Origin of the sequence: Rubritalea sp. (assembly GCF_051252225.1) — a bacterium.
Classification (GTDB): domain Bacteria; phylum Verrucomicrobiota; class Verrucomicrobiia; order Verrucomicrobiales; family Akkermansiaceae; genus Rubritalea.
On the sequence record NZ_JBPOGE010000004.1, the window covers coordinates 92,784 to 118,490 of the forward strand.

21 protein-coding genes are annotated in these 25,707 nt (G+C 53.3%); 4 read left to right on the forward strand and 17 right to left on the reverse strand.

Annotated elements, in window-relative coordinates; all coding sequences use genetic code 11:
* Nucleotides 1-193: 193 nt before the first annotated feature.
* From ACSHX2_RS05755 to ACSHX2_RS05785, 7 genes are all read right to left on the reverse strand, one after another.
* A complete protein-coding gene (locus ACSHX2_RS05755) occupies nucleotides 194-901 on the reverse strand; it encodes an RluA family pseudouridine synthase (RefSeq protein ID WP_435691476.1) in 708 nt (235 codons plus the stop codon).
* Nucleotides 902-966: 65 nt separating this feature from the next.
* Nucleotides 967-2,379 (reverse strand): DUF58 domain-containing protein, encoded by a 1,413-nt coding sequence (locus ACSHX2_RS05760; RefSeq protein ID WP_435691477.1) that lies wholly within the window; start codon nucleotides 2,377-2,379, stop codon nucleotides 967-969.
* A gap of 8 nt (nucleotides 2,380-2,387) precedes the next feature.
* A complete protein-coding gene (locus ACSHX2_RS05765; protein WP_435691479.1) occupies nucleotides 2,388-3,377 on the reverse strand; it encodes an AAA family ATPase in 990 nt (329 codons plus the stop codon).
* The gene (locus ACSHX2_RS05770; RefSeq protein WP_435691481.1) at nucleotides 3,374-4,651 is read right to left on the reverse strand and encodes a DUF4350 domain-containing protein; all 1,278 of its coding nucleotides are present in this window, start codon (nucleotides 4,649-4,651) and stop codon (nucleotides 3,374-3,376) included. The genes ACSHX2_RS05765 and ACSHX2_RS05770 overlap by 4 nt, the downstream gene beginning before the upstream one ends.
* 26 nt (nucleotides 4,652-4,677) lie before the next feature.
* The gene (locus tag ACSHX2_RS05775; protein WP_435691483.1) at nucleotides 4,678-6,153 is read right to left on the reverse strand and encodes a hypothetical protein; all 1,476 of its coding nucleotides are present in this window, start codon (nucleotides 6,151-6,153) and stop codon (nucleotides 4,678-4,680) included.
* Complete coding sequence (locus ACSHX2_RS05780) at nucleotides 6,143-7,117, reverse strand: stage II sporulation protein M (RefSeq protein ID WP_435691485.1); 975 nt, start codon at nucleotides 7,115-7,117, stop codon at nucleotides 6,143-6,145. The genes ACSHX2_RS05775 and ACSHX2_RS05780 overlap by 11 nt, the downstream gene beginning before the upstream one ends.
* 4 nt (nucleotides 7,118-7,121) lie before the next feature.
* The gene (locus ACSHX2_RS05785; protein ID WP_435691486.1) at nucleotides 7,122-7,874 is read right to left on the reverse strand and encodes an RDD family protein; all 753 of its coding nucleotides are present in this window, start codon (nucleotides 7,872-7,874) and stop codon (nucleotides 7,122-7,124) included.
* 209 nt (nucleotides 7,875-8,083) lie between these two features.
* Here ACSHX2_RS05785 and ACSHX2_RS05790 point away from each other — a divergent pair, with 209 nt between their 5' ends.
* Complete coding sequence (locus ACSHX2_RS05790) at nucleotides 8,084-11,293, forward strand: PVC-type heme-binding CxxCH protein (protein ID WP_435691488.1); 3,210 nt, start codon at nucleotides 8,084-8,086, stop codon at nucleotides 11,291-11,293.
* Nucleotides 11,294-11,603: 310 nt separating this feature from the next.
* Here ACSHX2_RS05790 and ACSHX2_RS05795 read toward each other — a convergent pair whose 3' ends face one another.
* The 9 genes from ACSHX2_RS05795 to ACSHX2_RS05835 form a co-directional block, all read right to left on the reverse strand.
* Nucleotides 11,604-12,137 carry a hypothetical protein gene (locus tag ACSHX2_RS05795; RefSeq protein WP_435691490.1) on the reverse strand — a complete coding sequence of 178 codons (534 nt, stop codon included), beginning with the start codon at nucleotides 12,135-12,137 and terminating at the stop codon, nucleotides 11,604-11,606.
* Nucleotides 12,138-12,196: 59 nt separating this feature from the next.
* Nucleotides 12,197-13,522 carry a carbohydrate porin gene (locus tag ACSHX2_RS05800; protein WP_435691492.1) on the reverse strand — a complete coding sequence of 442 codons (1,326 nt, stop codon included), beginning with the start codon at nucleotides 13,520-13,522 and terminating at the stop codon, nucleotides 12,197-12,199.
* A 47-nt stretch (nucleotides 13,523-13,569) separates the two neighbouring features.
* Nucleotides 13,570-15,204 (reverse strand): DUF3299 domain-containing protein, encoded by a 1,635-nt coding sequence (locus ACSHX2_RS05805; RefSeq protein ID WP_435691494.1) that lies wholly within the window; start codon nucleotides 15,202-15,204, stop codon nucleotides 13,570-13,572.
* A gap of 29 nt (nucleotides 15,205-15,233) precedes the next feature.
* Entirely contained in the window at nucleotides 15,234-16,802 is a 1,569-nt protein-coding gene (locus tag ACSHX2_RS05810; protein ID WP_435691496.1) for an amidohydrolase family protein, read from the reverse strand.
* Nucleotides 16,803-16,819: 17 nt separating this feature from the next.
* Entirely contained in the window at nucleotides 16,820-18,175 is a 1,356-nt protein-coding gene (locus tag ACSHX2_RS05815; protein ID WP_435691498.1) for a serine hydrolase domain-containing protein, read from the reverse strand.
* Nucleotides 18,176-18,212: 37 nt separating this feature from the next.
* Complete coding sequence (locus tag ACSHX2_RS05820; protein ID WP_435691500.1) at nucleotides 18,213-19,187, reverse strand: CobW family GTP-binding protein; 975 nt, start codon at nucleotides 19,185-19,187, stop codon at nucleotides 18,213-18,215.
* A 1-nt stretch (nucleotide 19,188) separates the two neighbouring features.
* Nucleotides 19,189-20,826, reverse strand: coding sequence for an amidohydrolase family protein (locus ACSHX2_RS05825; RefSeq protein ID WP_435691502.1), 1,638 nt, complete (start codon nucleotides 20,824-20,826; stop codon nucleotides 19,189-19,191).
* 113 nt (nucleotides 20,827-20,939) lie between these two features.
* Nucleotides 20,940-21,836: a hypothetical protein gene (locus ACSHX2_RS05830; RefSeq protein WP_435691504.1), complete on the reverse strand. Its 897-nt coding sequence runs from the start codon at nucleotides 21,834-21,836 to the stop codon at nucleotides 20,940-20,942.
* A 225-nt stretch (nucleotides 21,837-22,061) separates the two neighbouring features.
* Nucleotides 22,062-22,457, reverse strand: coding sequence for a hypothetical protein (locus tag ACSHX2_RS05835; RefSeq protein WP_435691506.1), 396 nt, complete (start codon nucleotides 22,455-22,457; stop codon nucleotides 22,062-22,064).
* 199 nt (nucleotides 22,458-22,656) lie between these two features.
* Here ACSHX2_RS05835 and ACSHX2_RS05840 point away from each other — a divergent pair, with 199 nt between their 5' ends.
* The 3 genes from ACSHX2_RS05840 to ACSHX2_RS05850 all read left to right on the forward strand — a co-directional run bounded on the left by ACSHX2_RS05840 (nucleotide 22,657) and on the right by ACSHX2_RS05850 (nucleotide 23,993).
* The gene (locus ACSHX2_RS05840) at nucleotides 22,657-23,274 is read left to right on the forward strand and encodes an MBL fold metallo-hydrolase (protein ID WP_435691508.1); all 618 of its coding nucleotides are present in this window, start codon (nucleotides 22,657-22,659) and stop codon (nucleotides 23,272-23,274) included.
* Between the two features lie 189 nt (nucleotides 23,275-23,463).
* Nucleotides 23,464-23,787: a YegP family protein gene (locus ACSHX2_RS05845; protein WP_435691509.1), complete on the forward strand. Its 324-nt coding sequence runs from the start codon at nucleotides 23,464-23,466 to the stop codon at nucleotides 23,785-23,787.
* Nucleotides 23,788-23,792: 5 nt separating this feature from the next.
* The gene (locus ACSHX2_RS05850; protein ID WP_435691511.1) at nucleotides 23,793-23,993 is read left to right on the forward strand and encodes a hypothetical protein; all 201 of its coding nucleotides are present in this window, start codon (nucleotides 23,793-23,795) and stop codon (nucleotides 23,991-23,993) included.
* A gap of 299 nt (nucleotides 23,994-24,292) precedes the next feature.
* Here ACSHX2_RS05850 and ACSHX2_RS05855 read toward each other — a convergent pair whose 3' ends face one another.
* Complete coding sequence (locus tag ACSHX2_RS05855) at nucleotides 24,293-25,699, reverse strand: dihydrolipoyl dehydrogenase family protein (protein WP_435691513.1); 1,407 nt, start codon at nucleotides 25,697-25,699, stop codon at nucleotides 24,293-24,295.
* Nucleotides 25,700-25,707 lie beyond the last annotated feature (8 nt).

A 25,707-nucleotide genomic window follows, 5' to 3' on the forward strand; every position in this document is an offset into this window, starting at 1 on the left:
TTATTGCTCTGCCCATTCTCTAATTTTTAGCGACCTCCATTTGATGTAAATGGCCGACTCCCACAGCACCCACCTAACAGTTAATACATTAAAAATACCCCCAATCTTCCTATCTATAGACGGACTAGCATCAGCAGCAGGATATTCTCCTCCCAATTTTTCGAAAATTTAGCGTCTTTCGCGGTCCAGAATTCTACCCCAAACTAGGAAAGCACTTCTTAAAGTTCTCTCCTACCGGCGCAGTGAAGGTCAGTGGCTGACCAGTCCCTGGGTGTTCGATTTTGAGGCTCTTAGCTTGGAGTAACATCCGTGTGCCAGTGTCTAGTAATTGGCCTAGTCGGTCTGAACGTTCGATCCCGGCGTAGCGGTAGTCACCGACGATGGGTAATCCAGCATGGAGTAAGTGACGGCGGATTTGGTGGAATCGGCCGGTGTGCGGAGTGGCTTCAATCAAGGTGAGCGTAGTGCTCGACGGTCCCAAAGCTCCAGCCTCCTGCTCGAGTGCTGGATGATGGAAACTTTCTAACACCTTAAAGCTGGTGTGCGCCTCGCGAACTGGTGCATCATCTTCCTTTTGGATCGGTTCATGGCACTCCCAGGATTGCTGCTCTGGCACGCCCAGCACGACAGCCCAATAGGTCTTCTCAAAATCGTGGTGCTCGAGAGCCTTGTGCAGCTGATGTGCAGCCTTTTTCTCGAGGCCAAATAACAACACTCCAGAGGTAGGTCGGTCGAGTCGATGGATAGTATGAACCCGCTGACCAATCTGATCGCGCAGGATCTTCATCGCCACCAGATCACCCTCCTGTGGTTCACGGGCAGGATGCACCAAATGGCCCGCCGGCTTGTCGATCACCACCAACCATTCATCTTGGTACAAAATATTTAACATTTCACTCATTCAAAACTTTATCCCTCCTAGACATAAAACATAACTCATAAAACATAACACTTAGCCAATGACTCTTAAACCGAGTCTCTTGCTGCTAGGTAGGCATTAGCGAGAGCCACGGGTAGGTTCTGTGCGGTTTCATCTACGGAATAGATGCCATGCTCGTTGAGCTGCTTTAACACGGCTGCACGCTCGTCGAGATAGAGCTGAGTCGCTCCTACTGCTAGCGCATCGTCTAAGCTCTCCACTGGTTCCTCCATCCGATCTACCACTTCTTTTTCACGCAGGTTGGCGAGGATGGCAACATGCTTCTGACGTACAAGACGCAGCGGCTCTATCAGATCGGCTCCGTCCTCTCCGCGGACATTGCTCAAAAACACCACCATGGATCTCCGCTGCTGACGCACTAACAAGCGCTCCGCCGCTTCAGCGTAATCGCTCGGCGCAGTGGTAGTTTGATAATCGTAGAGGTGATTCAGAATCGTCGTCATCGAGTTGATTCCTTTCACCGGTGGCAACCAGCGTTCTTCTCCGCCAAAACTGAGAATTCCTACTTTATCCCCCTGCTTAAGGGCAACATAGGCGAGCAAGAGCATCGCATTTAAACAATGGTCAAACTGTGGGATATCGCCGTCCATGGCACGCATCCGCTGGCCGCAGTCTACCGCAAGAACCAGCGTTTGATCGCGTTGTTCTTGGTATTCACGGCTAATCAGGTGGCGCTTTTTCGAAGTGGCTTTCCAATCAACCTTAGAGAGTGTGTCACCGAGTTGGTAGTCACGCAGCTGGTGGAAGTCCTTGCTCATGCCCGCGCGATTCTTCATCACGATCCCCATTTGCTCTGGGCTACTTTCCATCGCTAACAGAGCAAACTGGATCACGGGTTCGTAGTTAGGATAGACCCGTGTCGATTGCTCCTCACCGCTGCGAATCTGCCGCGTCCAAAACCCGAACATTCCTCGTAACTCGATATGTGCAGCATTTACCTGCCAACTCCCGCGCTCACGAAAACGCACAAGGTAGTCTAACTTCACATGCTTCTTCGCATGGATCACCCCAGACCAAGGCAAGCCTTCACTTTCCGCGATTTCTGGAAGTCCATCGTAGACATTCACCTTCACCTGAATCCGTGAAAGGTTGCGGATTTTTAGCTCAACAGATGCTTCTTGGTCGATCGCAAAACGCGAAGGCAAGACGCGCTCGACCTCCATCTTTGGGATCGCTAGCAATACGATCAGATCCACTAAGAGCAACAACGACCACAAGGCCAAGGCTAGCCACCAGAGCATTACGAGCTCTGGCATGACAGACACAAGAACACCAATGCCCAGCCACGCAAAAGCACAGTAAACCGACAAAGCGCTCGGCTTAATGCGAAACTTTTTCCATAGAACAAGAATAGCGACGGCTGGCCCCACATAAGTCATTGTACTTACGAGAAACCCAACAATGCCACTCAAGGCTGCGAGATGGTGGAGACTTGGCATTGAAATGCTTATTGGCGCGGAGCCTCCACCGAGGAAATGATGGAAGTGATAGCGTCATCTACTTTCTGACCACTAATTGCCAGCTCTGGCGCGAGTTGCACACGATGGCGCAAGACGGGTAGAGCAGACTGCTTGATATCATCTGGGATCACATAGTCACGACCAGCCATATAGGCGTAGGACTTGGCAATTCGGACCAAACTAATCGCGCCGCGCGTTCCTGATCCGAGGCTAATCCCCTGCGTGCTTCGAGTCGCTCGAACGATGTTTACCGCGTAATGAACGACTTCATCGACACAACGGATGTTAGAGACCTGTTCTTGAATGGCTACCACATCTTCAGGCGAGCAAAGCTGCGCGACGGATTCAGGGCTAAGCCCAGCGCCACTGGTGACATCTTTGACCACTTTAGCCTCTTCTTCGAGTGTCGGATAATCCATCACCACCTTCATGAGGAATCGATCTAACTGCGCTTCTGGCAGCGGGTAGGTCCCCTCTTGCTCAATCGGATTCTGAGTGGCCAAGGTCATGAACGGTGGGCTCAGCTTGATCGTTTCACCATCGATAGTCACCTGACGCTCCTGCATCACCTCTAATAAGGCTGCCTGAGTCTTAGCGGGCGAACGGTTAATCTCATCAGCGAGTAGAAGGTTTGTGAAGATAGGTCCCTTGCGTACTTGGAATGTCTGGCTCTTCATATCGAACAGCGTGAATCCAGTGACATCGGACGGCATCAGATCAGGAGTGAACTGGATACGACCAAAAGCACCACCAAAGGTGTTGGCTAGAGCCACGACAAGGTGTGTCTTACCTAACCCTGGCTTGCCTTCTAGCAGGACATGTCCGCCAGCAAAAAAAGTGGCGATGACTTGGTCAATAACCTGATCCTGGCCGAACACTACTTTGCGAAGCTCAGATCGCAACTGCTGGACCAGGCCTTGCTCAGCCACAGGGCTAGCTACAGCCTCTTCGCTCAGTGCTTCATGTGATTCATTCATAATTGTTTCAATATGGTTTGGAGAGTTTTAGTGATACGCACCATCGTGCTGGAGTCCTTTACAGTTTTCAGCTCCATAGCCTCTTTGATGAGGTCATGGTCTAGCCCAGACATCTGGCTGATTTTTTCGATAAGAGAGACGGAATCTTGGTTTCCTGAAAATGCGTGACCCGCCTTTCGGGCAACTGCAGCCCTTAAGCTTTCGAGCAAGACATCTGAGCGGTTCTGCCTCCAAAAGAAGCGACCCACCTGCTGCACATGCTCACTATAATTTCTAGAGTGCCCCTCAGACACTTCTAACAATGGGCCAAACCCCGGTAAGTTTTTCCAAAGCCAAATAACAGTCAGCACGAGAAATGCCCAAAGAGCTTTAGAGGCATATTCACCTAACATCGATGTAAAGCTCCTTACCTTGCCGAGTGAAAACTCGACATTCTCACCTCCTAGCACCAAGGCGTCTAACAGCTCAGCATGCTCCGCATAACCTAGATACGGGTTACGAAAGAGGCGAGCGTCGCTAAGTAGAGTCACTCGACCCATTGCCTCTAATCCACTTTCGTCATAGCCGTAGAGTCGGCTAAAAAAGTAATGATCGTCCGCCACATCATACCAATCACCTTCGTAATAAAGATCATCCATGGAGGTGATAGTCTGAGCTCCACCTAGGAACACAATGTAACTCTCAGTGTCACTGATGTAGATCTCTAGTTCCTCAGTATTCGGCAAAATCTGCCCCTTAGCCACCTGTAGGCGCTCAGCTTTTTCTTCATCAGAGAGCTCCCCAGAATCCTCCTTAGAATCTTCTTCATCAGCGTCACCCGCGACTTCTGAGTCTTCAAGTCCCTCTACATCTGGCTCGTTTTCTAGGTAAGAAACTCCTAACCCGAGAGCCTCTAACATGGTCACTAAACCCGCATCGGGCGATTCATCATCGTCTATCTCACTCCAGTGCTCCGGACTATGATCGGTGTAATTACCAACATCTCTCCAGTATTCTTCGCCGCGCTCTAGAAAACAGACCAAGTGGCCACCATCGGCAACCCATTCTAGAATTCGCTCAGCATCGCCCACAGAGCGAATACTGGAGGCTGGAGCGAATAATGTTCCCTGAGAGAAATCGAGTTTCAGTGCTCCGCTGCTGCTTTTCACCGTCTTTCCATCGGCCTCTAAATAGCGCTCCGCGGCAAGATACGGATTCTTGCGCGCTTTCCCCATATAACCAACTACCCGCTCCTCTTCCTCTGTTTCTTGCGAACAAGAAGTGAGAAATACCATCAAAAGTAAGAATATCCCAAAATGCCTCACTTCGAAACCTCCTTACTAAATGGCCAGTAACGTAAGAGCCAAACACCGTCCTCATCGCTAGGTTCCGTAGAACCATATGCCAGATGCATCCAACAAGAAGTCAATCGATCGAAGTATTCACCACGTTCTGCCGAGACATTCGCCGTCACCGTCCGCAGACAATCCAGCTCGGTATCACCATCCGCGATCTCGATTTCATCTTGAAGTACAATGGCTGATATAGCACCGCGGTACAAAAGGCTCAGAGCCTGCTGGTATTCCCTACGATCCCACGCCTTTCTAGCAGCGGCTACGATGTCGTCTGGCAAGCTCTCAGGAGTGATATCCATTCCCATGACCGAGCTCACCTTTGGGGCACCTGTCGGCAGCTTCGCCCCGTCAGGTAGCTTAACCCTCGTGAAGACATGACGGTTAGCATAAATAAGCCAGCCTATCCCCACTGCGAGTGCGATAATAACTCCCCAGAAAATCAATTGAGCCAAGGGCTCCACCCATGCCCAATTCCCGCTAAAATCCTCAGCGCTATCAGTCTGCTTCACTGGCACATCGATTATTTCAGTGTGCACTACGAAATCTTCATGCTCAACCACTTGGTCTAAGCGCTCATTTGATGCCTGCCCATCTGCTGAGAAAAAGAGCACACAGCTCAACAGGATGGCTAAAGTTTTCCCTGTACTTTTTAGAATACCATTCACTCGCTCGCTCATCCGCTTGAAGGCTAATTCAATATCCCAGCCCTCAGTCACTGTGCGGCTGTTGATATAGATCGCAAAGCCAGCTCCCACATAAAAGGGTTCCACCAGCGTCACTGCTGAAAGCATCAAACCCACGATTCCCCACACGAAAGGCGCCTGAATAAACTCAGCATCACTCCCTAATACGTGATCTACCCAAAATTCATCTAACACTACTGAATCGCCAAAGAGCCCAATCACGCTCAATGTTACAAAGAACATCGAGAACATCGTCGCCAGCACTAAAATGAAGCAGATCATTGATGCCTGACTCGCACCTTCCCCCCCATTTCTTGAGAGCAAGTTCACCCTCTCTCGATACGCTTTCCTCTTCAACCCCTCCAGCTCCATCACTGGCTGAGAAAGTCCCCTACCGAGATCGAATGGGCCTAACAAAAGTGTGAAAAACAACCTCCTGCTTAGCATCCCCGGCAGAGCCCGCACGAGATCTCGCCAATGTGAATCCTCCCCGAACAGCCTCCGGCTCAACACAAAGAGCGGGATACGGTCAAAAAACGGTAACAGCCATATGCACAGAAAACCCGCTATCCATGGGCGAGCCTCTTCAGAGGGAATCAGCTGGCATAATGCGATGATCACAAACCACAGCGGCACCACACAGAGTAGCCATGCAGAAATGACCCTGCCGTAGTTCTCACGTACCAGCGCACAACCTAAGTCAATAGACTCCCAGCGTCCACGTGGGCGGATCTCAGCCGTTACTTTCTCAAGCTTCACGTTTCCCCCTTCCAGCAAATACGAAATAGAGAATAAGCAATGCCCAGCCAACAAAGCCCACAGTGTACTTGATCCATGGTGTGAAACTATGCGCTGACCAAAAACCCTCTACACAGGCGGCCATAAAAGTAAGAATAAATGCTCCGTACACAAGAGGTAGTCCCCTCTTACCACTTTCTAACAGAGCTCTACCACGAGACATTCTGCCAGGGTTTAAAAGCCCTAAGCCGATTCTCATACCAGCCATCCCCGCCACTACCATTCCAGTGAGTTCGTAAGGAGCGTGTCCTGACACAAAAGTGAAGAACTTTACGGGATCACCATATTCTATCACATACGCCATCGCCCCACCTATTCCTAGGCCATTCATAAGGAGGATAAATAAGCTCCCCACGCCAGCGAGAATACCTCCAGCGATGATTTGAAAATCGATTCCTATATTGTTGTGCACATAGTGGCCGAACATCATGAAGTTAGCCCCCGTCTCATCACGCATATCTAGATTTGCTTCCTCCCCTTTGCCATACATGGAGTCCATTCCAGCCATCCCATCACTCCCCAGAATACTCCTTACCCAGTCGAGGTCGTAATGAATAGAAATCCACATTCCAAAAAGAGGAATCAAAAAGAACAACCAACATAAAATGTGCAGCTTCCACTCACGTCGCATCACCTGAGGGAACTCTTGACTAAAAAAGTGCAAGGTCTTTTCAACAAAGCCTCCAGAGCTTCTTGCTAACACTTTGTGGCCACGGATAACTTGCTGGTTCAGAAACTCACACACCGCTTCGCCATACATCCGGTGGCGCGCTATCGAGAGCTCTTGGCAACGCTCGCGAATCATCTGCGGAATCTGTTCCGCATCCAGGTCTTGCCCTTTCTTCGGAGATTCTAATAGCTGCATTTGGCTATCATACTCTCGCCACTGCTCGGCCTTTTTCTGTTCAAATTCGCGCGCTTTCATCCCTTCACTTCCCTTCTGTTAACCAATGCGCCATACCTAACAGCTTAGACATTCCTTCACGATCACTCGCTCCCGACACAGCCGATGCGTGATTGGCCAACTCTATTCTACGCGCCTCAGACCATAGTCCCGCACGATCTCTATAAGCAGCAATAGCAGCCTGTTCCTCGCGTGTGAGAGCGATGGGTGGTGCAACTGACTCCAAAGCTGGTGGAACTGCAGCAGTCATGTGACTGACAGGCTTATCGTATATAACCACCGTGTTCGCGACTAAATCTCCGAGACGTTGAAACTTCTTAGAAAGAAAGCAAGTCATGAGACCAGCACCATAACCACCAATAAATATCCCTATCGCGCCACTAGGTAGACCCGGTAGCATATCAATGTAGCGTAAAATATTTCTAACCAGCACCTGACCTCGACTCGCGCTATTACCGGACCGATCCACCACACGAATCCCCAACGATCGCTTACCTGGTGTGGCCGCTTTTTTACCACCTTCAAAAAAGGCAAAGTATCCCCAAGACAAGAGGAAGAGAGCAATCAGCGTCACACCCTTCGCTATATTCCCATTCGAACCAATCGCAACAATCGAAGCCACAATGCCTAACACAATAAGTAGACCGATGATGATCAAGTAATCGATCAATAAGGCCATCGCTCGGACAAAAGGACCAGCAACCCTCAGAGAAATTTCAACCCCATCACCGAGCTCCACACTCTGTAGGGTATCTATTTTTTTCTCAGGTTTTGCCATGGGTAATATTTCTCAAGCACCCTAACTGTTCCCGATACTGCGTAAAGGAAAAGAACCTCAGCAATACTAAGAAATGCCAACTCCGGTCTCGCCTTAGGAAAGCCCCCCACCAACTCACACTGAAATGTAAATAAGTCTGTCGCGTAATGCCATTGCGATCCAGCCACGGAGTGCCACATATAGAGAGAGTAAAAGTGCACATCTAATCTATGAAATCTTACCTTACCATTCCTCTGGCCCTTGGTAGCCATTTAGCGATCAGCTCTCTCCTTCCGGCAGCTCCACAAGGAGATAAGTTAGATTACAATAAAGTATGGGAGACTCAGAACCTTGAAATAGAAGCCTCACCCGTAGCTCACCCAAAAGCCAAGCCTGGTTCCGCACCCGCTTCACTTCAAACCTCCCCAGAGATGCACATCGCATTCGTCGGTGGCGGCTTAGGCTCGCGCATGAATCTGTTTAGCGAGTTCGAAACCGAGCTCCAACGCCGCTACCCGGAACTCAATCTCTACATCCGCAATATGTGTTTCGAAGGCGACACCCCAGCCTTCCGCCCTCACCCGGCGCGTAAAAGCTACGTCGTTCTCCCCGAAGGCGAAAAGCTCGTGAAGCCAGAATACCGAGCCAACCCAAAATCAAGAGGCCACTACGAGACTCCTGACGAATGGCTTACTCGCCATAAAATCGACACGGTCATTGGCTTTTTCGGCTACAGTGAATCCTTCGATGGCCTAGAGCGAATCGATGGCTACAAAGAAGAGCTGAAAAGCTTCATCAAGCACACCCTCAAACAAAACTACAGCAGCAAGCAAGTACAGCTCGCCATCGTTGGCCCAGCTGCTTTCGAAGACCTCAGTGCAGATTTCGATCTCCCCAATGGAGAAGAAACCAATAAACGACTCAAGGCTTACACCTTAGCCATGGCTGAAGTGTGTAAAGAAGAAGGCGTCCTCTTCATTGATACATTTGATGCCACATCCAAGCTCTACGAGACGAACAAGGACCACCTCTCCAGTAATGGCCATAATCTCACACGCGATGGCTACCGACAGCTCTCGCCCATTTTAGCGAACCAGCTTTTCGGTGAAGCCAAGGCAAAAGGCGATTACCAGAAAACCCTAGCAGCTGTTAGCGAGAAGAACCGCCTCTGGGTGATGGACTATAAAATCCCCAATAGCGTCCACGCCTACGGACGACGCTTCGCTCCATTTGGTGACAAAAACTACCCGGTAGAGATTCGGAAAATCCGTGAAATCACCCACCTACGCGACCGCGCGATCTGGGCTAACAACAATGGAGAAAGCTTTGACCTCGCTGCAGCGGACAAAGAAACTACTCCGCTCATCACAGTCGAGACCAATTCTGACCGCCCAGTCGATTATAAAAACGGTGAAGAAGTCGCTGAAATGATGCTAATGGCCGATGGATTCAAAATTGAACTTTTTGCCGACGAGAAGCAATTCCCGGAACTCGCCAACCCCTCGCAAATGGCCTTCGATAATGCAGGTAGACTCTGGGTCGGCTGCATGGGTTCCTACCCGCACTATAAAATCGGTGACCCTCTTCCGAATGATAAAATTATCATCCTCGAAGATACCGACGGAGACAATAAGGCGGACAAAGTCACAACCTTCGCCGACAAGCTCAGCGTCCCTACTGGTTTTGAAATCACCGAAAAAGGAGTCTTCGTAGCGCAAGGTAAAGACCTACTACTCCTCGAAGATACGGATGGTGATAGTGTGGCCGACAAGCGCACCGTTGTTCTATCTGGTTTTGATGATCACGACACCCACCACGCGATCTCCTCTTTTTGCGCTGACCCATCTGGTGCTTTCTACATGGCCGAAGGTGTCTTCTCTCACACAAATACAGAAACCCCCTACGGACCTGTTAGAGGAACCAATGGTGGCTTCTATCGATACAACCCGAACAAGATGCGCCTCGAGCGTACCGCCCAAATTAATGTCCCTAACCCGTGGGGCATCGCTTTCGATGACTGGGGGCAGAACTTCTTCCTATACACCTCGAACACCTCCATGGGCTGGATGCAACAAGCGGCACTGAAGCCTGATTTCGGGCGCAACTTAAAGTCCTCCGATCTCCTCACCGGCGAAGCTGTGCGCCCGACCTCGGGTCTTGAGTTTGTTTCTTCACGCCATTTCCCAGACGAAATGCAAGGAGACGCATTGCTCTGTAACAACATCGGCTTCCTAGGCTGTAAGCAGCACAAAATGATCCAAGATCCCAAGACTGGATTTTTCAGTGCTGAATTCCGACAAAACCTCTTCTACGCACCCAAGGACTACCAGTACTTCCGCCCTGTCGATCTAGAATTCGCGCCAGATGGTTCCCTCTTCTTTATCGATTGGAGTAACATCCTCATCGGCCACATGCAGCACTCCGCGCGTGACCCAAAACGCGATCACGTGCACGGCAGAGTCTACCGCGTCACTTATCCGTCTCGCCCACTAGTCACACCAGCCAAGGTCGCTGGAGCAAGTATCGAACAACTTCTCGAAAACCTTAAGGAACCAGAAATCCGTACTCGCTACCGCACACGCCGTGAGCTCAGAGGCAGAGATGCTGATCAAGTAGTCGAAGCCACCAAAGCCTGGGTCGCCAAACTCGACAAACAAGCACCTAACTATGACCACCACTTGTTAGAAGCTCTCTGGGTCACCTGGGGAATGAATAAAGTGGACCAAGACATCCTCGAGTCCACCCTCTCCGCAAAGAACTTCCGAGCCCGTGCTGCCGCAGTACGCGCCGCACGCTACAATGCTGACGATGTGGAGAACCTAGAAGCACTCATGCTTGCCGCATGCGAAGACCCTAACCCACTCGTACGCCATGAAGCAGTGATCGCCGCCTCATGGATTGCTGGTGACCTCGGTCTAAAAATGATCAACAAAATTGGCCAAATGGGTATTAATAAACAATACACTGGTGATGCCTTCAAATTTGCTCAAGGCGATCTCACAGGCAACAAAGTCGAAGTGAAAGACAACAGCTACAAACCGCTGAAGCGTGGAGTTACACGTAAAAATGATAGAGAAATACGCGTCCAAATCAACTGTGTCCACGAAGCCTTAAAATTCGACTTCGAGAAGTTTAAAGCCACTGTTGGACAAAAGATCCAAATCACACTCAACAACCCAGATGTCATGCAGCACAACCTCGTTGTCGTAAAACCTGGCACCGAGGACAAAGTCGCCAAGCAGGCAATCAATATGGGCGCCGAAGGCTTCCCCAAAGGATTCGTACCTGAGTCCTCAGATATCATCGCCGCCACTAAATTGCTCAACACTGATGAGAAAGAGGTCATCGAGTTCACCATCACTGAACCAGGAACCTATGGCTACATCTGCTCCTTCCCCGGCCACGACAAAGTCATGCGCGGAACAATTATCGTCGAATAAGCTCCACGCACTGCATCGCGTTAAAAAAACTTATGCATCGAAACAGGCTATCTTAAGGTAGCCTGTTTTTGATTATTGGTCATACAGAAATCCTGAAGGAACTATTCTCCTCAGCCAAGTGTAGTGCTACAGGCGACACCTTGGATAATAACATAAAAACAAGAATCAACGCTGTCAGCGTTGCGGAAGAAGGTTGAACAGCTCATTCAGCCTCAAGCTCTATAGACATCCAGACTCGCTCCATATTCCTAATCAGATCTGAGATCATTTAATGCCGAAGAAAACTGTGGGATGAGACTTCTCATCTCCTCTACTCATCCAATTCGTCTATTTTCTGTCGAATCGCACTTCGCCATTTTACAGCATTCTCCTGCTGTTTGTTCAAAAGCACTCCTAGAATATAGGCTGTAACGGCGGCTCCTATCAGCGCCACACCCACCTCGAAGACGATGTCGATCGTGAACTCGCCGAAGGACTCGGACAGTTCATCGATTTGATCCGGGTGCTCGAGGAAGTAGATCCCGATGCCAGACTGCAGGGGAAAGGACGCCGGCTCCCAGAGGCCGGCCGAGCCCCGTTCCGCGCTGAACTTCGGATCGTCGAGGTCCGCGATCCTACCGAGGGCGATCGGGATCCGCCAGCCGCTCGCGGCCTCGTCCGGCGTGCGCCCGCCCTTGAAGTCCCGGACTGCCTGCACCGGCCCGGAAGGAAGGAACGTGGACTTCGAAAGGGAGCCCTCCGCCCGGCCGCGGCCCGTCTTCCTGTCGATGGAAACCGGAAGCGGCTCGCCGGATGCCGAGCTGTGGACCCAGGCCGGGTCGACTCCGGGCGAGTAGCAGGGCAAGGTTGGTGATCAGGGTTGCAGGGATCTCATGGCGGGATGGTTAATCTCGCTGTATAGCATCATAAAGCGACCCGCAGGCGGAGTCCGAAAAAGGCGCTCCAGTCGTCTGTCGGATTGAGGGCGGGGTTCTTGATGACCTGGACGCTTGGGGTGATTTCGAGTCCTTCGGTAAGCTGCAGCTGTTGGAAAAGCTCGAGGGAATACTGGTCGCTGAGATTGGCTCCGTAGGTGGTGCTGTTCGGGCGGTTCCAGTTGAGACCCAAGCCGAGCATGGATTGTCCGGGATTTCTCGTGTAGCCGAAGCCGGTGCTGATCGAGGCTTCGTAAAGGCTACCCCCGTCGTCCGCCCAACCGCCACGCAGGAAAGGCATGAAGCCGCTGTCGGTGCTGGTGGTCATCGAGGCGCTGATGCCCCAGCCATCGGGGGTGCCGGCTCGGTTGCGCTCGTCGATTTGCCAAAGGGTGACGTGCGCGTTATTGAGGAAGACCTCCTCGCGCTTGGAAGCCCAGCCAAACTCCAGCGTCTTGAAGGTCTCGAAGTCATTGAACAGGCTGTCAAATCCGTCGCCGAGATCAGTGGGGTCGCCATTGGCATCGGCGATGCTTCCCACGAGGTAGAGGTTGTCGGTGAGGAAGCCTCCGACCATCGCGCCGAGAGCTCCGTCCGGGATGCCGCCCATCGCTCCGGAGCCGTTCTGGAACGCGATGTTGGTGAAGCCGGTCCACGGACTGGCCAATGAGTAGACATCCGCGTAGTCGGTGGTGTCGAGAAAACCGATGTAGGAAATCCCGCGTCCTTCCGCGAAGCGCTGCTGCCAGAACAGGTGGGTGGCCCGCCATCCCTGATCGCTGAAACCCACACTGGTCAGGCCGGCGTAGCCCAGTTCGCCGGCGAAAGCGGCCGGAGCCACACCGGTGTAGGCATGGCGGTGCTCGACCTTGAACACGAGGCTGCCGTTGTTCTCCTTGCCTTGGTTGAACAGCTCCCAAGTGCCGTAGACGCGGAAGACGCCGCTTGCCGCGGTGCTGTCACCGAGGCTGTCGGTCGCGGCCAATCCGAGCGAGAAGTAGTCGATTCCGAAGTCCAGCCCGGTCCGCTCCTTCACGCCCGCCTTCCATTCGGCGAGACCTTTCTGGAGGTTGACTCCGAGGAGGTCGGGCTTGTCCTTGTTATCTGCGGCCAACTGGGATGTCACCGAGTCGGGCCCGGTGAGTTCGCTGGCGGCATCCTGAGCATGAAGGGAGGGAAAGAGTGGCGAGGCGATGGCAATGAGGGCTGCCCCGACCTTGAGAGGTAGACTGCTGTGCGACATTACGTAGGAGCAAATCATTATGAGGCGGGTTGTAGAGCCCAGGCGGGATTTTGTGTTTTGAACGTAGTTCATAAAATTGATGTTTACAAGTTGGTGTTGGTCTTGGGCAAATCCTCTGGCTACTTCGTGCTTACAGGTTCAGGATTACTAACTCCCGAAGTCTGCGAAGGTAAGGTAAGCTGCCCTATATCTGAGTAGGTGAGGACGAAGAGCAAGGTTCCGATCATCAGAACGAGCGCCGCTCCGGCGATCCGCAGGCGCGAGGTGAATCGGGCGCGGCGGGCCTCGTCGTCCTTCATCCGGCGAAAGGCCAAGCTTCTCCCTAGGATCGCGAGCACGCCGATACCGGACATGGCGATGGCCATTCCGGTGGAAATCGCGGCGACCATCAGGATGGCGGGGAACAAAAGGTCGTTGGCCACGCCGAAGAGCAGCACCAAGAGAGCGCCGGTACAGGGGACGCTTCCGACCGCGAGGGCGAGCCATGTGCCCGCACCCTTCTTTCTTTTCTCAAGCGCGGCGCAGGCGAGGCAGTCGTGGTGATCATGATCGTCGTGGTTGTCACCGTGACTTTCGTGATGGTGAGCATGTCCCACGTGGGAGTGCTCGGTCTTGCGTGATTCTCTCAAAGCCTGGATCGCACTGCGCAACATCACGGCTCCGATGACAATGATCAGAGCATAGCTACCGAGGCGGATGGCCCGGTAGTCCGACGGCGCCTGGCCGGTGGCCTGCCTGACGGCAAAATCCATCACCAGCACAACGATGATCGAGGACAGGACATGGGTAATCGCGATCATCACTCCCATCGTGATGCCTTTATGAAAGCTGCCGCCTTCCCCAATAAAATAGGAGATCACCACCGACTTGCCATGACCGGGCCCCAGCGTGTGCACCAGGCCGTAACCAAAGGCCACCAGGATCGCGAACCAGAACGCCTTGGAACTTCCATCGTCGCGAAGACCGCTCATGGCTCGGGTGAAGATGAGTGATGCCTTCGCCTGCCATTTCTGCAACCAGCTATGGCCTTCGAAGGAAGTCTCCGGGATCTCCACTTTGGCGAGGGTGTCCGACTCGGCGGCCAAGTAATCGCTGATGCTCTCGGTCACCATCGTGTAGGCGACTTTCACCTGCATGCTGCCATCGACGAGGAACAGATCGTAGCTTCCGGGTTTCAGCTCGATGGCTCCTTCGATCCACACGGGGGAGTAGCGCCCGCGCAATTCCGTGCCGCCCGGAACCGAGACGTGGATCATTTGATTCGGGGGCGGAGGAGGCGTGTGAATGCACGCGCCCACCCACGGCACGAGCAGGAACTCCGTGATCCTTCGGTCCTTGTCGAGAGCCAAGGGCAGGGTGTAGCCGGGAATCCGAATCCGCTTGCCCGACAGCCCCTCATCGACCTGTTCGGCGCGTAGCATTCTTTCACGTGTCACCCGCTCCCGTTGCGAGAGTAGCCAGTCCACATTGATGCCTTCGCTGCTCAGCTCTGCAACGGATCGCTTCTCGTCCTCGGCGCTCGGCCCATCGGCCGGGATCTTCTCATTTTCCAAGAGCCGGCGGATCCTTGCCACCTGTGCCAGTTGCATCAGTTGCTCCCCGGAGAGCTTGGCAAACGGGTCGTCGAATTCGACCGGCGCTTGGGGGATGAGATCCTGCCAAGCGATCTCCCTCGAACTGTCGGCAAACGCCGGACCGCTGAAGAGAAGCAGCCCGAGGAAAAGAATTCGGGTGGTGATGGAAGTCGGGTTCATCCTCGTCGTGGTCGGCGTGCTTGCGCCAATCATTCCGCGATGGCCCGACGGATCGGTTGTCCGCCAGCGGCATCGAGCACCAGCTTGCCCTCACGTACGGTGACCACGCCGTTGACGATCACGGTTTGAAATCCGACGGCGGGCTGGTTGGCGTTCTCAAAGGTTGCCTTGTCGGCCACCACCTCCGGATCAAACACGACGAGGTCGGCGTCCATTCCGACCTGTAGTCTTCCCTTCCTGCGCATCTGGGGCACGAAGCCCTCGATGGTTTGCGCCGGCAGAAGGCTCATTTTTCGGATGGCCTCGGTCATCGAGAGGATCCCCCGTTCGCGCACGTAGGAGCGCAGGATCTTGGCGAACGTTCCGGCTGACCGGGGGTGGCTGAAGCATTTTTCCGGCAGCGGCCACTCATCTCCCTCGTAGGTCTGCACGCCGCCCTCTTCATCGAAGTAGGACCAGAACACGGAATCCGAGGCGATCATGACCTCGGGGTGGGTGATGGACATATCCAGGAGTGCCAGGTCCTCCGGCTTCTCCTCATCGAGGAAGTGCCAGGTGATGAAAGTTCCCGGCTTGTTGGTTTGATAGTCCTTGAGTTGTTCCTCCGTCATCCGCTCCTTGCCGAGCTGAAAGTTGTTGGCAGTCGAGCTCATCCGCTCGCGCCAGTCGTCGCCGCTGAACATCGCGGCACCGACCACTGTGTTGGCTGCGCCATAGGGATAGGCCTCCACGGTTACCTTGATCCCGTTCTTCTTGCCGAGCTCGACCAGTTCGATGGTGGAGGCGATGTCACTCAGCGAGGTGCTGTTGATGTGACAGAGGTGCATGTGGGCACCGGTGAGAGCGGAGTTCGCGATGAGTTCCTTGATCGCCTCGAAGGAGCCCCGCGGCTCGATATTGCTGGCGTATCGCACGTGGGTGTAGGTCGCCACCCCGTGTTTGGCGGCAAGCTTGGCGAGGGAGAAATACTCCTTCTGACCGTAGCCCGGCGCGTAGCCGGCATTGATCCCGATTCCGATCGCCCCCTCTTTCAGCCCCTCTTCCACCGAGAGCAGGATCTCGCCGAGTTTCAGCGGGTCCGCGATCTCCATCTTCCAGTCGTTCTCCGCCTGCGCATCCTGGAAATACTTGGCGGTGGGCTCCGGACCCTTTCCGGAGAACGCCGCGATCCGCCCGTAGGTCCAGCCGGCGGCGGCCCCGTAGTTGATCGGAAGCCGTTTCTTCGCCTGCCCCTCATACCACTCTCCGATTGGCAGCACGCCCGACTCCAGTTCCAAGGAGGTGGTGACTCCTTGCATCACCTGCATGCGATAGTCGCCGATGTTCTGGCCGTGGGCGTGAAGATCAATGAATCCCGGTGAAACAATCATTCCCTTGGCGTCGATCGTGGTGTCCCCCTCCAGCGCAAACTCGCTGATGCTGACGATCGTTCCGTCGCGGACGCCGACGTTGCGGACGGCATCAAGACCGCTTTCGGGATCAATGACCCGGCCATTGTTGATAACGAGGTCGTAGTCATCGGCCAGGGCCGGCATAGCCAGCGCGGCAAAACAGGTGAGCAAACCCAGCCCACGGGTGATGTGTCTTTTAGGTTTCATAGTCGTCTCCTTTCGTTTCATTCGCCAGCGAGCTCCTTAGCGGCGCGGCGGAGGTATCCGGGCATCTTGTCTTCGCCGTAGGGCGGGACGTAGCCGTTGGTCGAGTAATAGACGCCGACGAAATCCCGTTTCGGATCGATGTAGATTCCCTGACCCAAATTGCCGTGTTTCCACAGCGCGCCATCCTCGAAGACGGCGTCGAACTGATAGGAGTTCATCAAAGGGGCTTCGCCGAAATCCTCTTTCAGCCCCTCGTATTTCGCGCCCGCACGAAAGGCGGCGGGACTGCCCGCAGTCTGAAGCCTTTTCAGAACTTCAGCAGAAACCACCGGATCCACGGCGGCCTTGTTCCAACTGGGTGTAAACAGCATGCCGAAGCGACCGAAGTCTTCCAAGGTGGTGGACAGCAAGCCGTGGGCAACCGAGGTGCCATCGGGCGTCAAGTGATGCTGCATCGGCAGGCGCGCGGTCATCTTTCCCCAGACCCTGTCCTGAAAAAGCCGGGCCCAGGTTTTGTTATCAATCCGTTCCGCGATGACGACGAAGATCTGCGTGACCGCTGAAGAATAACGGAAGACTTCCCCCGGATTCTCTCCCTCGATCTTCTCGGCTCCTTTGAGGATTTCCAGCCAGTTGTCGATCTTGCCAGTAGATGGATTGGCCGCGCCGAATTCCGCGCTGAAGAATTTCACAATGATGGACTCAGGGTCGAGGATGGACTCCATGGTTTCTTCAAGCTGCAGGGCGGTGGCCATGTTGGCGGCATCGATCATTTTGATGCCGTCCCAATTCGAACCTTTGAATTCAGGCAGGTAATCAACGACCTGCTTCTGCATGTCGATTTTCCTTTCGGCCTCCATTTGGGCCATGATCAGACCGACCGTTGATTTTCCCGGCGACATCCATGCATGCACATCGGTGGGATTCATGCCGGGATAGGTTTCATAAACAATTTTCCCCTGATGAACCATCAGGACCCCCTGAACCCGGTGGTTGGGATGAACCACATAGTCATCCAACGACAGTTCACCTTCTTTCACCGTGAACTTAACGGTGCTTCCCAAGTCGGATTTGATGTCCTTTTCAAGCGGTCGATAGGCCATGTTTGGTTTCGACGTCGCGGTGTGCAGCACTTCACTCAGGTGGAGGTTGTAGTAGAGCGCATGGTCGCCTCCCAATTGATAGTGGAAGTTCTCAAATCGTTTCTGGGCATCCTGAGCGAACTCCAGCGAGAACGGCTTCTTGGCTTCGCTGACCGGGAGCGTGGTTTTTGCTCCGGGGGCGGCGAGGTATTTGGCGAGTGGGTTCTCTTCCGCCTGGAGCTGGGGACAAACACAAGCAAGAAGAAGCGAGGCGTAATGAGTTGGTTTCATAAGATGGGGTGGTGGTTAGAGATTCGTGAGCAGGGGTTCAGGTGTTCGACAGCGAAGCACCTGGTTCGAACAAGGCGGAGATCTCGCTACCATCGACTCCGCCCTTGCTGCCGATGAACACGAGCCGGGTTTTCGGGGGCTCTTCTCCCCACGGTTGCCCGACGGTGATCGCGGCACGGCCGGCAGTCGCCTGCAGGACGCAGCGGTAATCGGGCTTTTCACGGAGATAGAGAAAGCCCTTGGCACGGAAGATGGTCCGAGGCAGGCGGCCGAGAGCTGAGTTCAAGATCTGCATCGGGACGGGTTCCTCCGACTCCCAGGTGAAGCTCTCGAAACTGTCGGCGCTGTGACCGGGTGTTTGTGTTCCGTCTTCGAGCGAACCCAGTTCGCCCGCACCGCCGACTCCGAGGATCAACTCGAGCGGTGCCTGACCTTGCGTGACTTCGAGCGTGCGGGAGTTCGGGGCCAGTTTTTCGACCCAGTCGTGGGCGCGCTTCAATGCGTCGGCATCGACGAGGTCGACCTTGTTCATCACGGCAACATCGGCCGCCGAGACTTGGCGCTTCGCCAGATCGAACATCTCTCCTTCGAGGCCGGGAGCGAGTTCGCAGTCGACGACGGTGATGATCCCGTCGAGCGGCGCGAAGGCCTGCAACTCGGAGTCGGAAAACGTGCGGGCGACCTCGTAAGGGTCGGCGACACCGGAGGTTTCGATCACGATGTGTTCCGGTGGATTCTCCTGCCGGATCAACTTCAGTGCCGTGACGAGCAGCCCATCGCTGAGGCTGCAGCAGATGCAGCCATTCTCGAGACTGAGCACTTCGCCGGAGCGGTTCTGAACGAGGTCGGCGTCGATGTTCACGGAGCCGAAATCATTCACCAAAACCGCGATCCGCCGTCCGTGATCGCCCGAGAGGATGTGGTTCAGTAGGCTGGTTTTTCCCGCTCCAAGGAAACCGGTGAGGATCGTTACCGGCACCCGGGGAGGCGTCTTGGCTGGTGCTTCGCTCATGCTAGACAGGCCTCCGAACCGCTTGACCCGGAAGGGCTTTTCCTTGGCGTTTGCCTTCGTCAATGACGGGGGTGCCATTCACGACGACATGGCGGAAGCCTGTGGAGAGTTTGGCCGGTTCAGTGTAGGTCGCTTTGTCGATGATCGTTTCGAGATCGAAGACGACGATGTCCGCGTCCGCTCCGACTTGGAGACGGCCCTTTTTCTTCATCTGCGGCACCGAATCCTCGAGGATCTGGGCGGGGTTCAGGCTGGTCTTGCGGATCGCCTCCAGCAGCGAGATCGCATTGCGCTCGCGCACCCAGCGACCAATGAATCGTGAATAGGTGCCGGCGCTGCGGGGATGGGCGAAGGCATCGTCCGGAAGCGGCCAGATGTCCCCTTCGAGAATCTCGCCCTTCGCATTGGTCCAGGGCATCGCGTCAGTGGCGATCGCGCCGCCGGGATAGAGCACCGAGAGATCGAGCAGGCGCTGGTCCTCTTCGCTTTGGTCGGGACGGAGGTAGTGAATGACGACGATGTCGCCCGGTGAGCTTTTCTGCATCTCGTCGATTTTCGCCTGATCCAGGGGCACTCCATTCAACTCCATCGCAGACGCATCGGGGATGCCCCATCGGTCCAACCAGTCATCACCGCGGAAGACTTCCGCACCGACGGCGGAGGATCCCGCACCGTAGGTGTAGGCTTCCACCGTGATCGGGAAACCGCGATCCTGAGCCTGCTTCATGAGGGCAGCGCAGTCCTCGATGTCGCGAAGGCTGGTGCTGTTGAGATGGCAGACGTGCATGTGGGCGCCGGTCAGCGCGGCGAGGGAGACCTGCTCCTGGTAGGCATCCCAGGTGCTGTTCGGTTCATTGTTGTCGATGTAGCGAACGTGAGTGAAGGTCGGGACGTTGTGTTTCTTGGCGAGTTCGGCGAGGGCGTAGTATTCCTTGTGGCCGTATCCGGGTGCGTATCCGCCGTTGATCGACACTCCGAGGCCCCCTTCCTTCAACCCCTGCTCGACCAGAGCGATGATGTTCTCGAGTTCCTCGTCGGTCGCGATGGTGTTTTGCCAGTTCTTGAGCGCGAATGCCCTCTGGAACCAGTTCAGGGTGGCATCGGGCGGACCGAAATCGGGTTCCTTCGTCATGACCCGTGCGTAGGTCCACGCCGACCCCGTGCCGTAGTTGATCGGCCGCCCTTCCTTGGCGACGTCATCATAAAATTTCGCGACCGGGAGCAGACCCGACTCGAGTTCGAGTGCGGTCGTCACGCCATCGTAGGCCTGAACCCATGCGGCAGGCAGCTGCTGCCCGTGGGCGTGAAGATCGATGAATCCGGGGGCGACGACATGGCCATCGGCATTCAGGGTCTTTTTGCCTTCGAGTTTCTTGCTGGAGATGGCCGCGATGCGCCCCCCCTTGATGCCGACATTGCGGACCGCGTGCAGTCCGGTTTCGGGGTCGACGCATCGTCCTCCGATGATGACGAGATCATAAGGGCCGGGCTCATTGCCAGGGAGCTTGACCTTGGCCTCCGAGGCGGCGGAGGCGGACATGGCCGAGAGGGCGGAAGCCGCGGCACTGCCAGCAGTGGCCAGCTTGATGAAATTGCGGCGGGAATTGGATTGCGGTTCTGAGGGTTGCTTGGGGTTCATGGTGGTTTTGGGGATAGAATTGATGATGATTTGGGAATCCTGGGGAGAAAAAGAGGCTCAAGAAAGGATTTAGAACGATCGGGTCACTGGTGTTTAGGCTGCAGCGTTGGGTTTCAGTTTCCTCGAATCCAGCCCTCTACAAAGTTTTTGACGACCGGAGTGATATTGAATCCGATCATCCACTCGGACCCGAAGTTGTCGGGCTTCTCGACATAGTAGTTGATCTCGGCCTGCAGCTTGAACGGCGTTTTGCCGAACATGACCGTCTTGCCGACGGTGAGGTTCAGCGGGACCGTCCACTGGTCCGAATTCCAGTCGTAATTGATGATTGGCGTGGTGCCGATTGACCATCCGCCGCCCGGAAGCCAAGTCAGGAACACCTGAAGCTGGGAGGAGTTGAAGGATCGGTCTCCCCATCCGGCGACATCCCACTGGTGGCTGGGGAAAATCCCGTAGAGTCCCCAATCCTCGAACTTGGCGAGCAGCACCTCCGGACCAAGTCGCAGTTGCTTCCCGGCAAAGGCACTGTTGGTCGCGGTCGGCAGCGTGCCGACCATGCCGAGGGCCCAGAGAAAGCCGCTTGGCTCGGTCACGCCATAGCCGATGTCGAAGCCGATGTCGCCGAGGCCGGTTTCCTTGTCGAAGGTGCCAGTAAGGGGATTGAAGACCGGTTGCTCGAACAGGATGGGAATTCCAGGCCTGACAAAGAGGTTGGCTTTCCCTCCCGATGCCGTGGGTTCCAGCGTAAACGGGAAGACCGGCTGGAAGAGCATCGTGTAGTTGTCCTGATTTCCAGCACCGGGAAGCGAGCCGTCATACCAACGGTATTGGTTTTTAAAGGTCAGGCTCGCCAGCGAGTTGTTCGGGTTGGCCAGTTGGCGGGCGACTTCGTCGGCGGAGAGACCGGAATGGTCTTCTTGATCAATGGCCAGGAGAGCGTCCTGGGACCAAGCCGTAGAGGCCAGAATGGAGGCAAACGAAAAGGCGACGAGCGCGATGGTGACGTTCATTGGAGATGCGGGATAAGATTGGCGAAAATGGCGCGCCGCGCTCGATTCACAACCAGTTTTCGAGACTTTTGTTTGTAAACATTTCTCGAGCCTACTTGCTCACTTTGGTGGACAGCATCGTCCTTGTCACGCCCTTTTTTTATCCGATTCTTGCAAATCGAAAGGGCCGTCACATCAATCGATCAATAGCACTGAGCTCATTGCTAAAATAGGTAGCCAGCACTCTTACTGATGGCAATTTAGGGCTACGAGTAGTGAGTGCGTTTGTTGGCAGGCATTTGGACGAACAGACTCCACAGCTGCTACTAAATAGGCCAAAACACCCCTAAGGCTATCATCATATGAATCGAAAGAAAGCCAAGCGAATGGTAACTTTTGAGTAGTAACCCACTCGGATATCAATGAACTTTTCCCATAGCCAGCTGGGGCTGAAACTAAGGTTATTGGTGGAGTGACGCCTCTATTACGCTCCAACAAGTGAGCTCTGGGGATATACACCTCAGGGAGTTGGGCTGGGAAAAACTTCGTTGCTAAGATCAAGGTGCCGTCTGGAGTGACTGGTGGATAGGTGTCCACAGCTACCTCAAACGAGACTAAAACTCTCTGTTCATTATCTTGCATCTAACTCAGTGAAACAATATTCCTCAGTATAATATACTAAAAAATCTGAACAAATAGTACCCTGAACCAAGTAGAAGGAGGCTCTAATGACATGCGGATAGCTCCCCACCCGAAAACATAGTTATTTACAGACACTCTCTTAAACAGTCTCAGTAATTTTGCTTCTTTACTCCGCCTCAAATCATGGCAAACAAAAAAAATGAATGCTAAGAAAATTCACAGCTACACAGGAGGCCATGTATTCACTAATGGCTATGTCGTTGAACTCGATAACGCATGTCTCGTTATCGATGCGCCAGCCTTGATTCACGAGGTAATCCAACAAGAAGGTCTTAAGCCAACTCACCTCTTACTGACTCACCAACACTTCGATCACACCGAAGATGTTGAAGCTCTCCAGAAGCTCGGAGTGAAGGTTCTCCAACACTCTCCTTACAACGAAACTCTTATTCGCCAAAAGGAAGCCAGAGAGAACTGGGGCCTCCCTGTCGATATCAAGCCATTCGAAGCAGATGAACACTTAGAGGGGAAAGACTCCATTGAGATCGATGGCACAGAAATACAGATCTCTCACGTTCCGGGCCATTCACCTGATTCGATTTGCTTCTACCTGCCAGCTCTTGGTGTCGTCTTTGCTGGCGACACGCTGATGGAAGGCTCGATTGGCCGTACCGATCTCCCGGGTGGCTCACACGAAACATTGTTAGAAGGAATCCGCAGTAAACTCTTCACGCTACCAGATGACACTGTCGTCTGCTCCGGCCACGGTTCACAGACTACCATTGGCAACGAGAAGAAGCATAACCCATTCATCTAGAAAACCTAATACTAAAGCACTTCGAAGCAAGGGTCTCAGATCGTGATAGAAATAATAAGATCTACGACATCTTGATGAATTCGAACGTTATTTAAAACCTCTACTTAAGACAAGTGTTCGACCGAATGGAGACCTTGACCTTTAGTTATATATATCATCTTTTGTTAGAGGCTAAAATGCCTCATCATTATGAATGGATATTACGAATTAAAAGAAACAGAGAGTGGTAAGTATAAATTCAACCTCAAAGCTGGAAACCACGAGGTAATTCTAAGCAGCCAACTCTACAGCTCCAAAGCGAGTGCTGAAAATGGTATTACATCCTGCCAAAACAACGGCTCGGACGATTCTAAATTCGATCGCCTAGAGTCAAAATCTGGCCAGCCTTACTTCAACCTAAAAGCTGCCAATGGTCAGATTATTGGCTCTAGTGAGATGTACAGCTCAGAAGCCTCCAGAGATAACGGCATCAAGTCTGTCCAAACGAACAGCCCTTCTACAACAATCAAATAATTCATATGAACGAACTTAAACAACAACTCATCGACAAGTTAGGCGTAGATGAAGCAATGGCCGAAGCCGCGATCAGCTTAGTCCTAAACTACACAAAATCTAAGCTACCTGAAAACCTTCAAGGACCCATTGATCAAATCGCCAAAGGCGAAAGCCCTGACGTGGGTGGAGCTGCGATGAATGCAATCAAAGGATTCCTAGGATAAACCCTAGTCATTTCAAATCAACTGCCGACCATTATATTTCTTATATGGTCGGCTTTTTTGTGTCTACCCTTCTGATGGAGGGATAAATAATACCAATCTGCGATTCAAAAGAGACTAATGCTGGAGTGATTTCCTGGTCAATCAAGGCGTGACGAAGGAGCGGTGCGAGCACCGTGACTGAGGAATAACGCATATTCAACAGGATAGCGCCCAGCCTTCACTTCTTCCGCAACGCGCTATACCCCAAGCTTCAGTAAAATAACATTTGTCTCTTTTTGAACTCATTTTGGTATAAAAGATTACGCATCTGCGATCTCTTCTGCTGGGTAGGTCCATATCTCGCTGAGAGTCGGATGGTAGTGCGGGATTTTAGCTAGCTGTCCGGCTGTAGAATGGAACGCCATGGCTACGACAATCTCATGAATCAGCTCTGCCGCTTCTGGCCCCACTACGGATCCACCTAAAATTTCTTTGGTCTCAGCATCACCGATAAGTTTCACAAAGCCAAACTTGCTGCCGTGAATCATCGATTTCCCGTGGTCGTTGAATGGATGGGTTTCGACTAGCACTGCACGCCCCTGCTCCTTCGCTTCCAGTTCGGTCATCCCGACGCTCGCCACCTGAGGCTCAGTAAAGATGCCGTACAGCTTCAAGCGGTAATCCATTTGCGCATAATCTGACGCACCAACGATATATTTCATCGCGTTCTCGGCAGACATCTCCCCTTGCTCAATAGCGATGTGAACAATCTCATACGGGCTCGCCACATCACCGCAGGCAAAAATATTTGGCGCGCTACTCTGCATCTGCAGATCCACGACAATGCCACCTTTTTTATTGAGTTCAACACCCGCATTGGCTGCATCTAAGCTAGCAGTGTTAGGCTTACGGCCAAGTGCTACTAAAATACTCTCAGCTTCTACTGAGTGCTCTTGTCCGTCTTTAAGATAAACCACCCGCTTCAATCCGTCACCAGTGCGCTCGACGCGTTGAATTTGCGTACCACACTCCATCTGTAGTCCACGCTTTGTTAATGAAGCCTGCAGCTCATCTGCTAGATCATGATCCATTCCTGAGAGTAAGTGCTGACTGCGCTGAATCACTGTCACCTTCGTTCCAAGGCCTTCGACATAATGCGCCATCTCTAGAGCTATTGCGCCACCACCTAAAACAATCATCGATTCAGGTAGTTCCTCAAGATCTAAAATATCATCGGAGGTGAGATAACCTAGATCATTAAGACCCGGGATTTCAGGAACAAAAATAGAAGAACCAGTGGCGACAATCACGGTATGAGCCGTCACGGTCTTAGTTTCCTCACCCACCTTCACCTCCATTGTGTGCGCATCTACGAAGCGGCCAAAACCTCTGATAAGCTCAAAGCGACCATCCTCTAACTGCCCAGCACGATAGTCTGCGAAATCTTTGATCAACTCTCGCTTACGCTCAATAATCATCTTCTGATTGACGCTGCTAGAACCTACTTCGATCCCAAACTCTGCACCCTCGCGCACGACAAGATTGCGGTTCGCTGATTCTATCAAGGCCTTGCTTGGCATGCATCCTCTTAAAATGCATAAACCACCGAGCTCGTCTGCGCCATCGATCACAACTACTTTTTTCCCAGCAGCCGCTGCAGTTCTCGCTGCCGCATAGCCACCGCTGCCACCACCTAGGATAGCCACATCAAAATCATATTCAGTCATTTTGTCTT

What these genes read in the sequence shown, in the direction of transcription:
- ACSHX2_RS05835 (WP_435691506.1), bottom strand. Translation starts at nt 22,457, where the DNA reads ATGCAAGATAATGAACAGAGAGTTTTAGTCTCGTTTGAGGTAGCTGTG.
- ACSHX2_RS05815 (WP_435691498.1), bottom strand. Translation starts at nt 18,175, where the DNA reads ATGAAACCAACTCATTACGCCTCGCTTCTTCTTGCTTGTGTTTGTCCC.
- ACSHX2_RS05840 (WP_435691508.1), top strand. Translation starts at nt 22,657, where the DNA reads ATGAATGCTAAGAAAATTCACAGCTACACAGGAGGCCATGTATTCACT.
- ACSHX2_RS05825 (WP_435691502.1), bottom strand. Translation starts at nt 20,826, where the DNA reads ATGAACCCCAAGCAACCCTCAGAACCGCAATCCAATTCCCGCCGCAAT.
- ACSHX2_RS05810 (WP_435691496.1), bottom strand. Translation starts at nt 16,802, where the DNA reads ATGAAACCTAAAAGACACATCACCCGTGGGCTGGGTTTGCTCACCTGT.
- ACSHX2_RS05785 (WP_435691486.1), bottom strand. Translation starts at nt 7,874, where the DNA reads ATGGCAAAACCTGAGAAAAAAATAGATACCCTACAGAGTGTGGAGCTC.
- ACSHX2_RS05805 (WP_435691494.1), bottom strand. Translation starts at nt 15,204, where the DNA reads ATGAACCCGACTTCCATCACCACCCGAATTCTTTTCCTCGGGCTGCTT.
- ACSHX2_RS05760 (WP_435691477.1), bottom strand. Translation starts at nt 2,379, where the DNA reads ATGCCAAGTCTCCACCATCTCGCAGCCTTGAGTGGCATTGTTGGGTTT.
- ACSHX2_RS05790 (WP_435691488.1), top strand. Translation starts at nt 8,084, where the DNA reads ATGAAATCTTACCTTACCATTCCTCTGGCCCTTGGTAGCCATTTAGCG.
- ACSHX2_RS05770 (WP_435691481.1), bottom strand. Translation starts at nt 4,651, where the DNA reads ATGGTATTTCTCACTTCTTGTTCGCAAGAAACAGAGGAAGAGGAGCGG.
- ACSHX2_RS05765 (WP_435691479.1), bottom strand. Translation starts at nt 3,377, where the DNA reads ATGAATGAATCACATGAAGCACTGAGCGAAGAGGCTGTAGCTAGCCCT.
- ACSHX2_RS05850 (WP_435691511.1), top strand. Translation starts at nt 23,793, where the DNA reads ATGAACGAACTTAAACAACAACTCATCGACAAGTTAGGCGTAGATGAA.
- ACSHX2_RS05800 (WP_435691492.1), bottom strand. Translation starts at nt 13,522, where the DNA reads ATGAACTACGTTCAAAACACAAAATCCCGCCTGGGCTCTACAACCCGC.
- ACSHX2_RS05830 (WP_435691504.1), bottom strand. Translation starts at nt 21,836, where the DNA reads ATGAACGTCACCATCGCGCTCGTCGCCTTTTCGTTTGCCTCCATTCTG.
- ACSHX2_RS05755 (WP_435691476.1), bottom strand. Translation starts at nt 901, where the DNA reads ATGAGTGAAATGTTAAATATTTTGTACCAAGATGAATGGTTGGTGGTG.
- ACSHX2_RS05780 (WP_435691485.1), bottom strand. Translation starts at nt 7,117, where the DNA reads ATGAAAGCGCGCGAATTTGAACAGAAAAAGGCCGAGCAGTGGCGAGAG.
- ACSHX2_RS05855 (WP_435691513.1), bottom strand. Translation starts at nt 25,699, where the DNA reads ATGACTGAATATGATTTTGATGTGGCTATCCTAGGTGGTGGCAGCGGT.
- ACSHX2_RS05820 (WP_435691500.1), bottom strand. Translation starts at nt 19,187, where the DNA reads ATGAGCGAAGCACCAGCCAAGACGCCTCCCCGGGTGCCGGTAACGATC.
- ACSHX2_RS05845 (WP_435691509.1), top strand. Translation starts at nt 23,464, where the DNA reads ATGAATGGATATTACGAATTAAAAGAAACAGAGAGTGGTAAGTATAAA.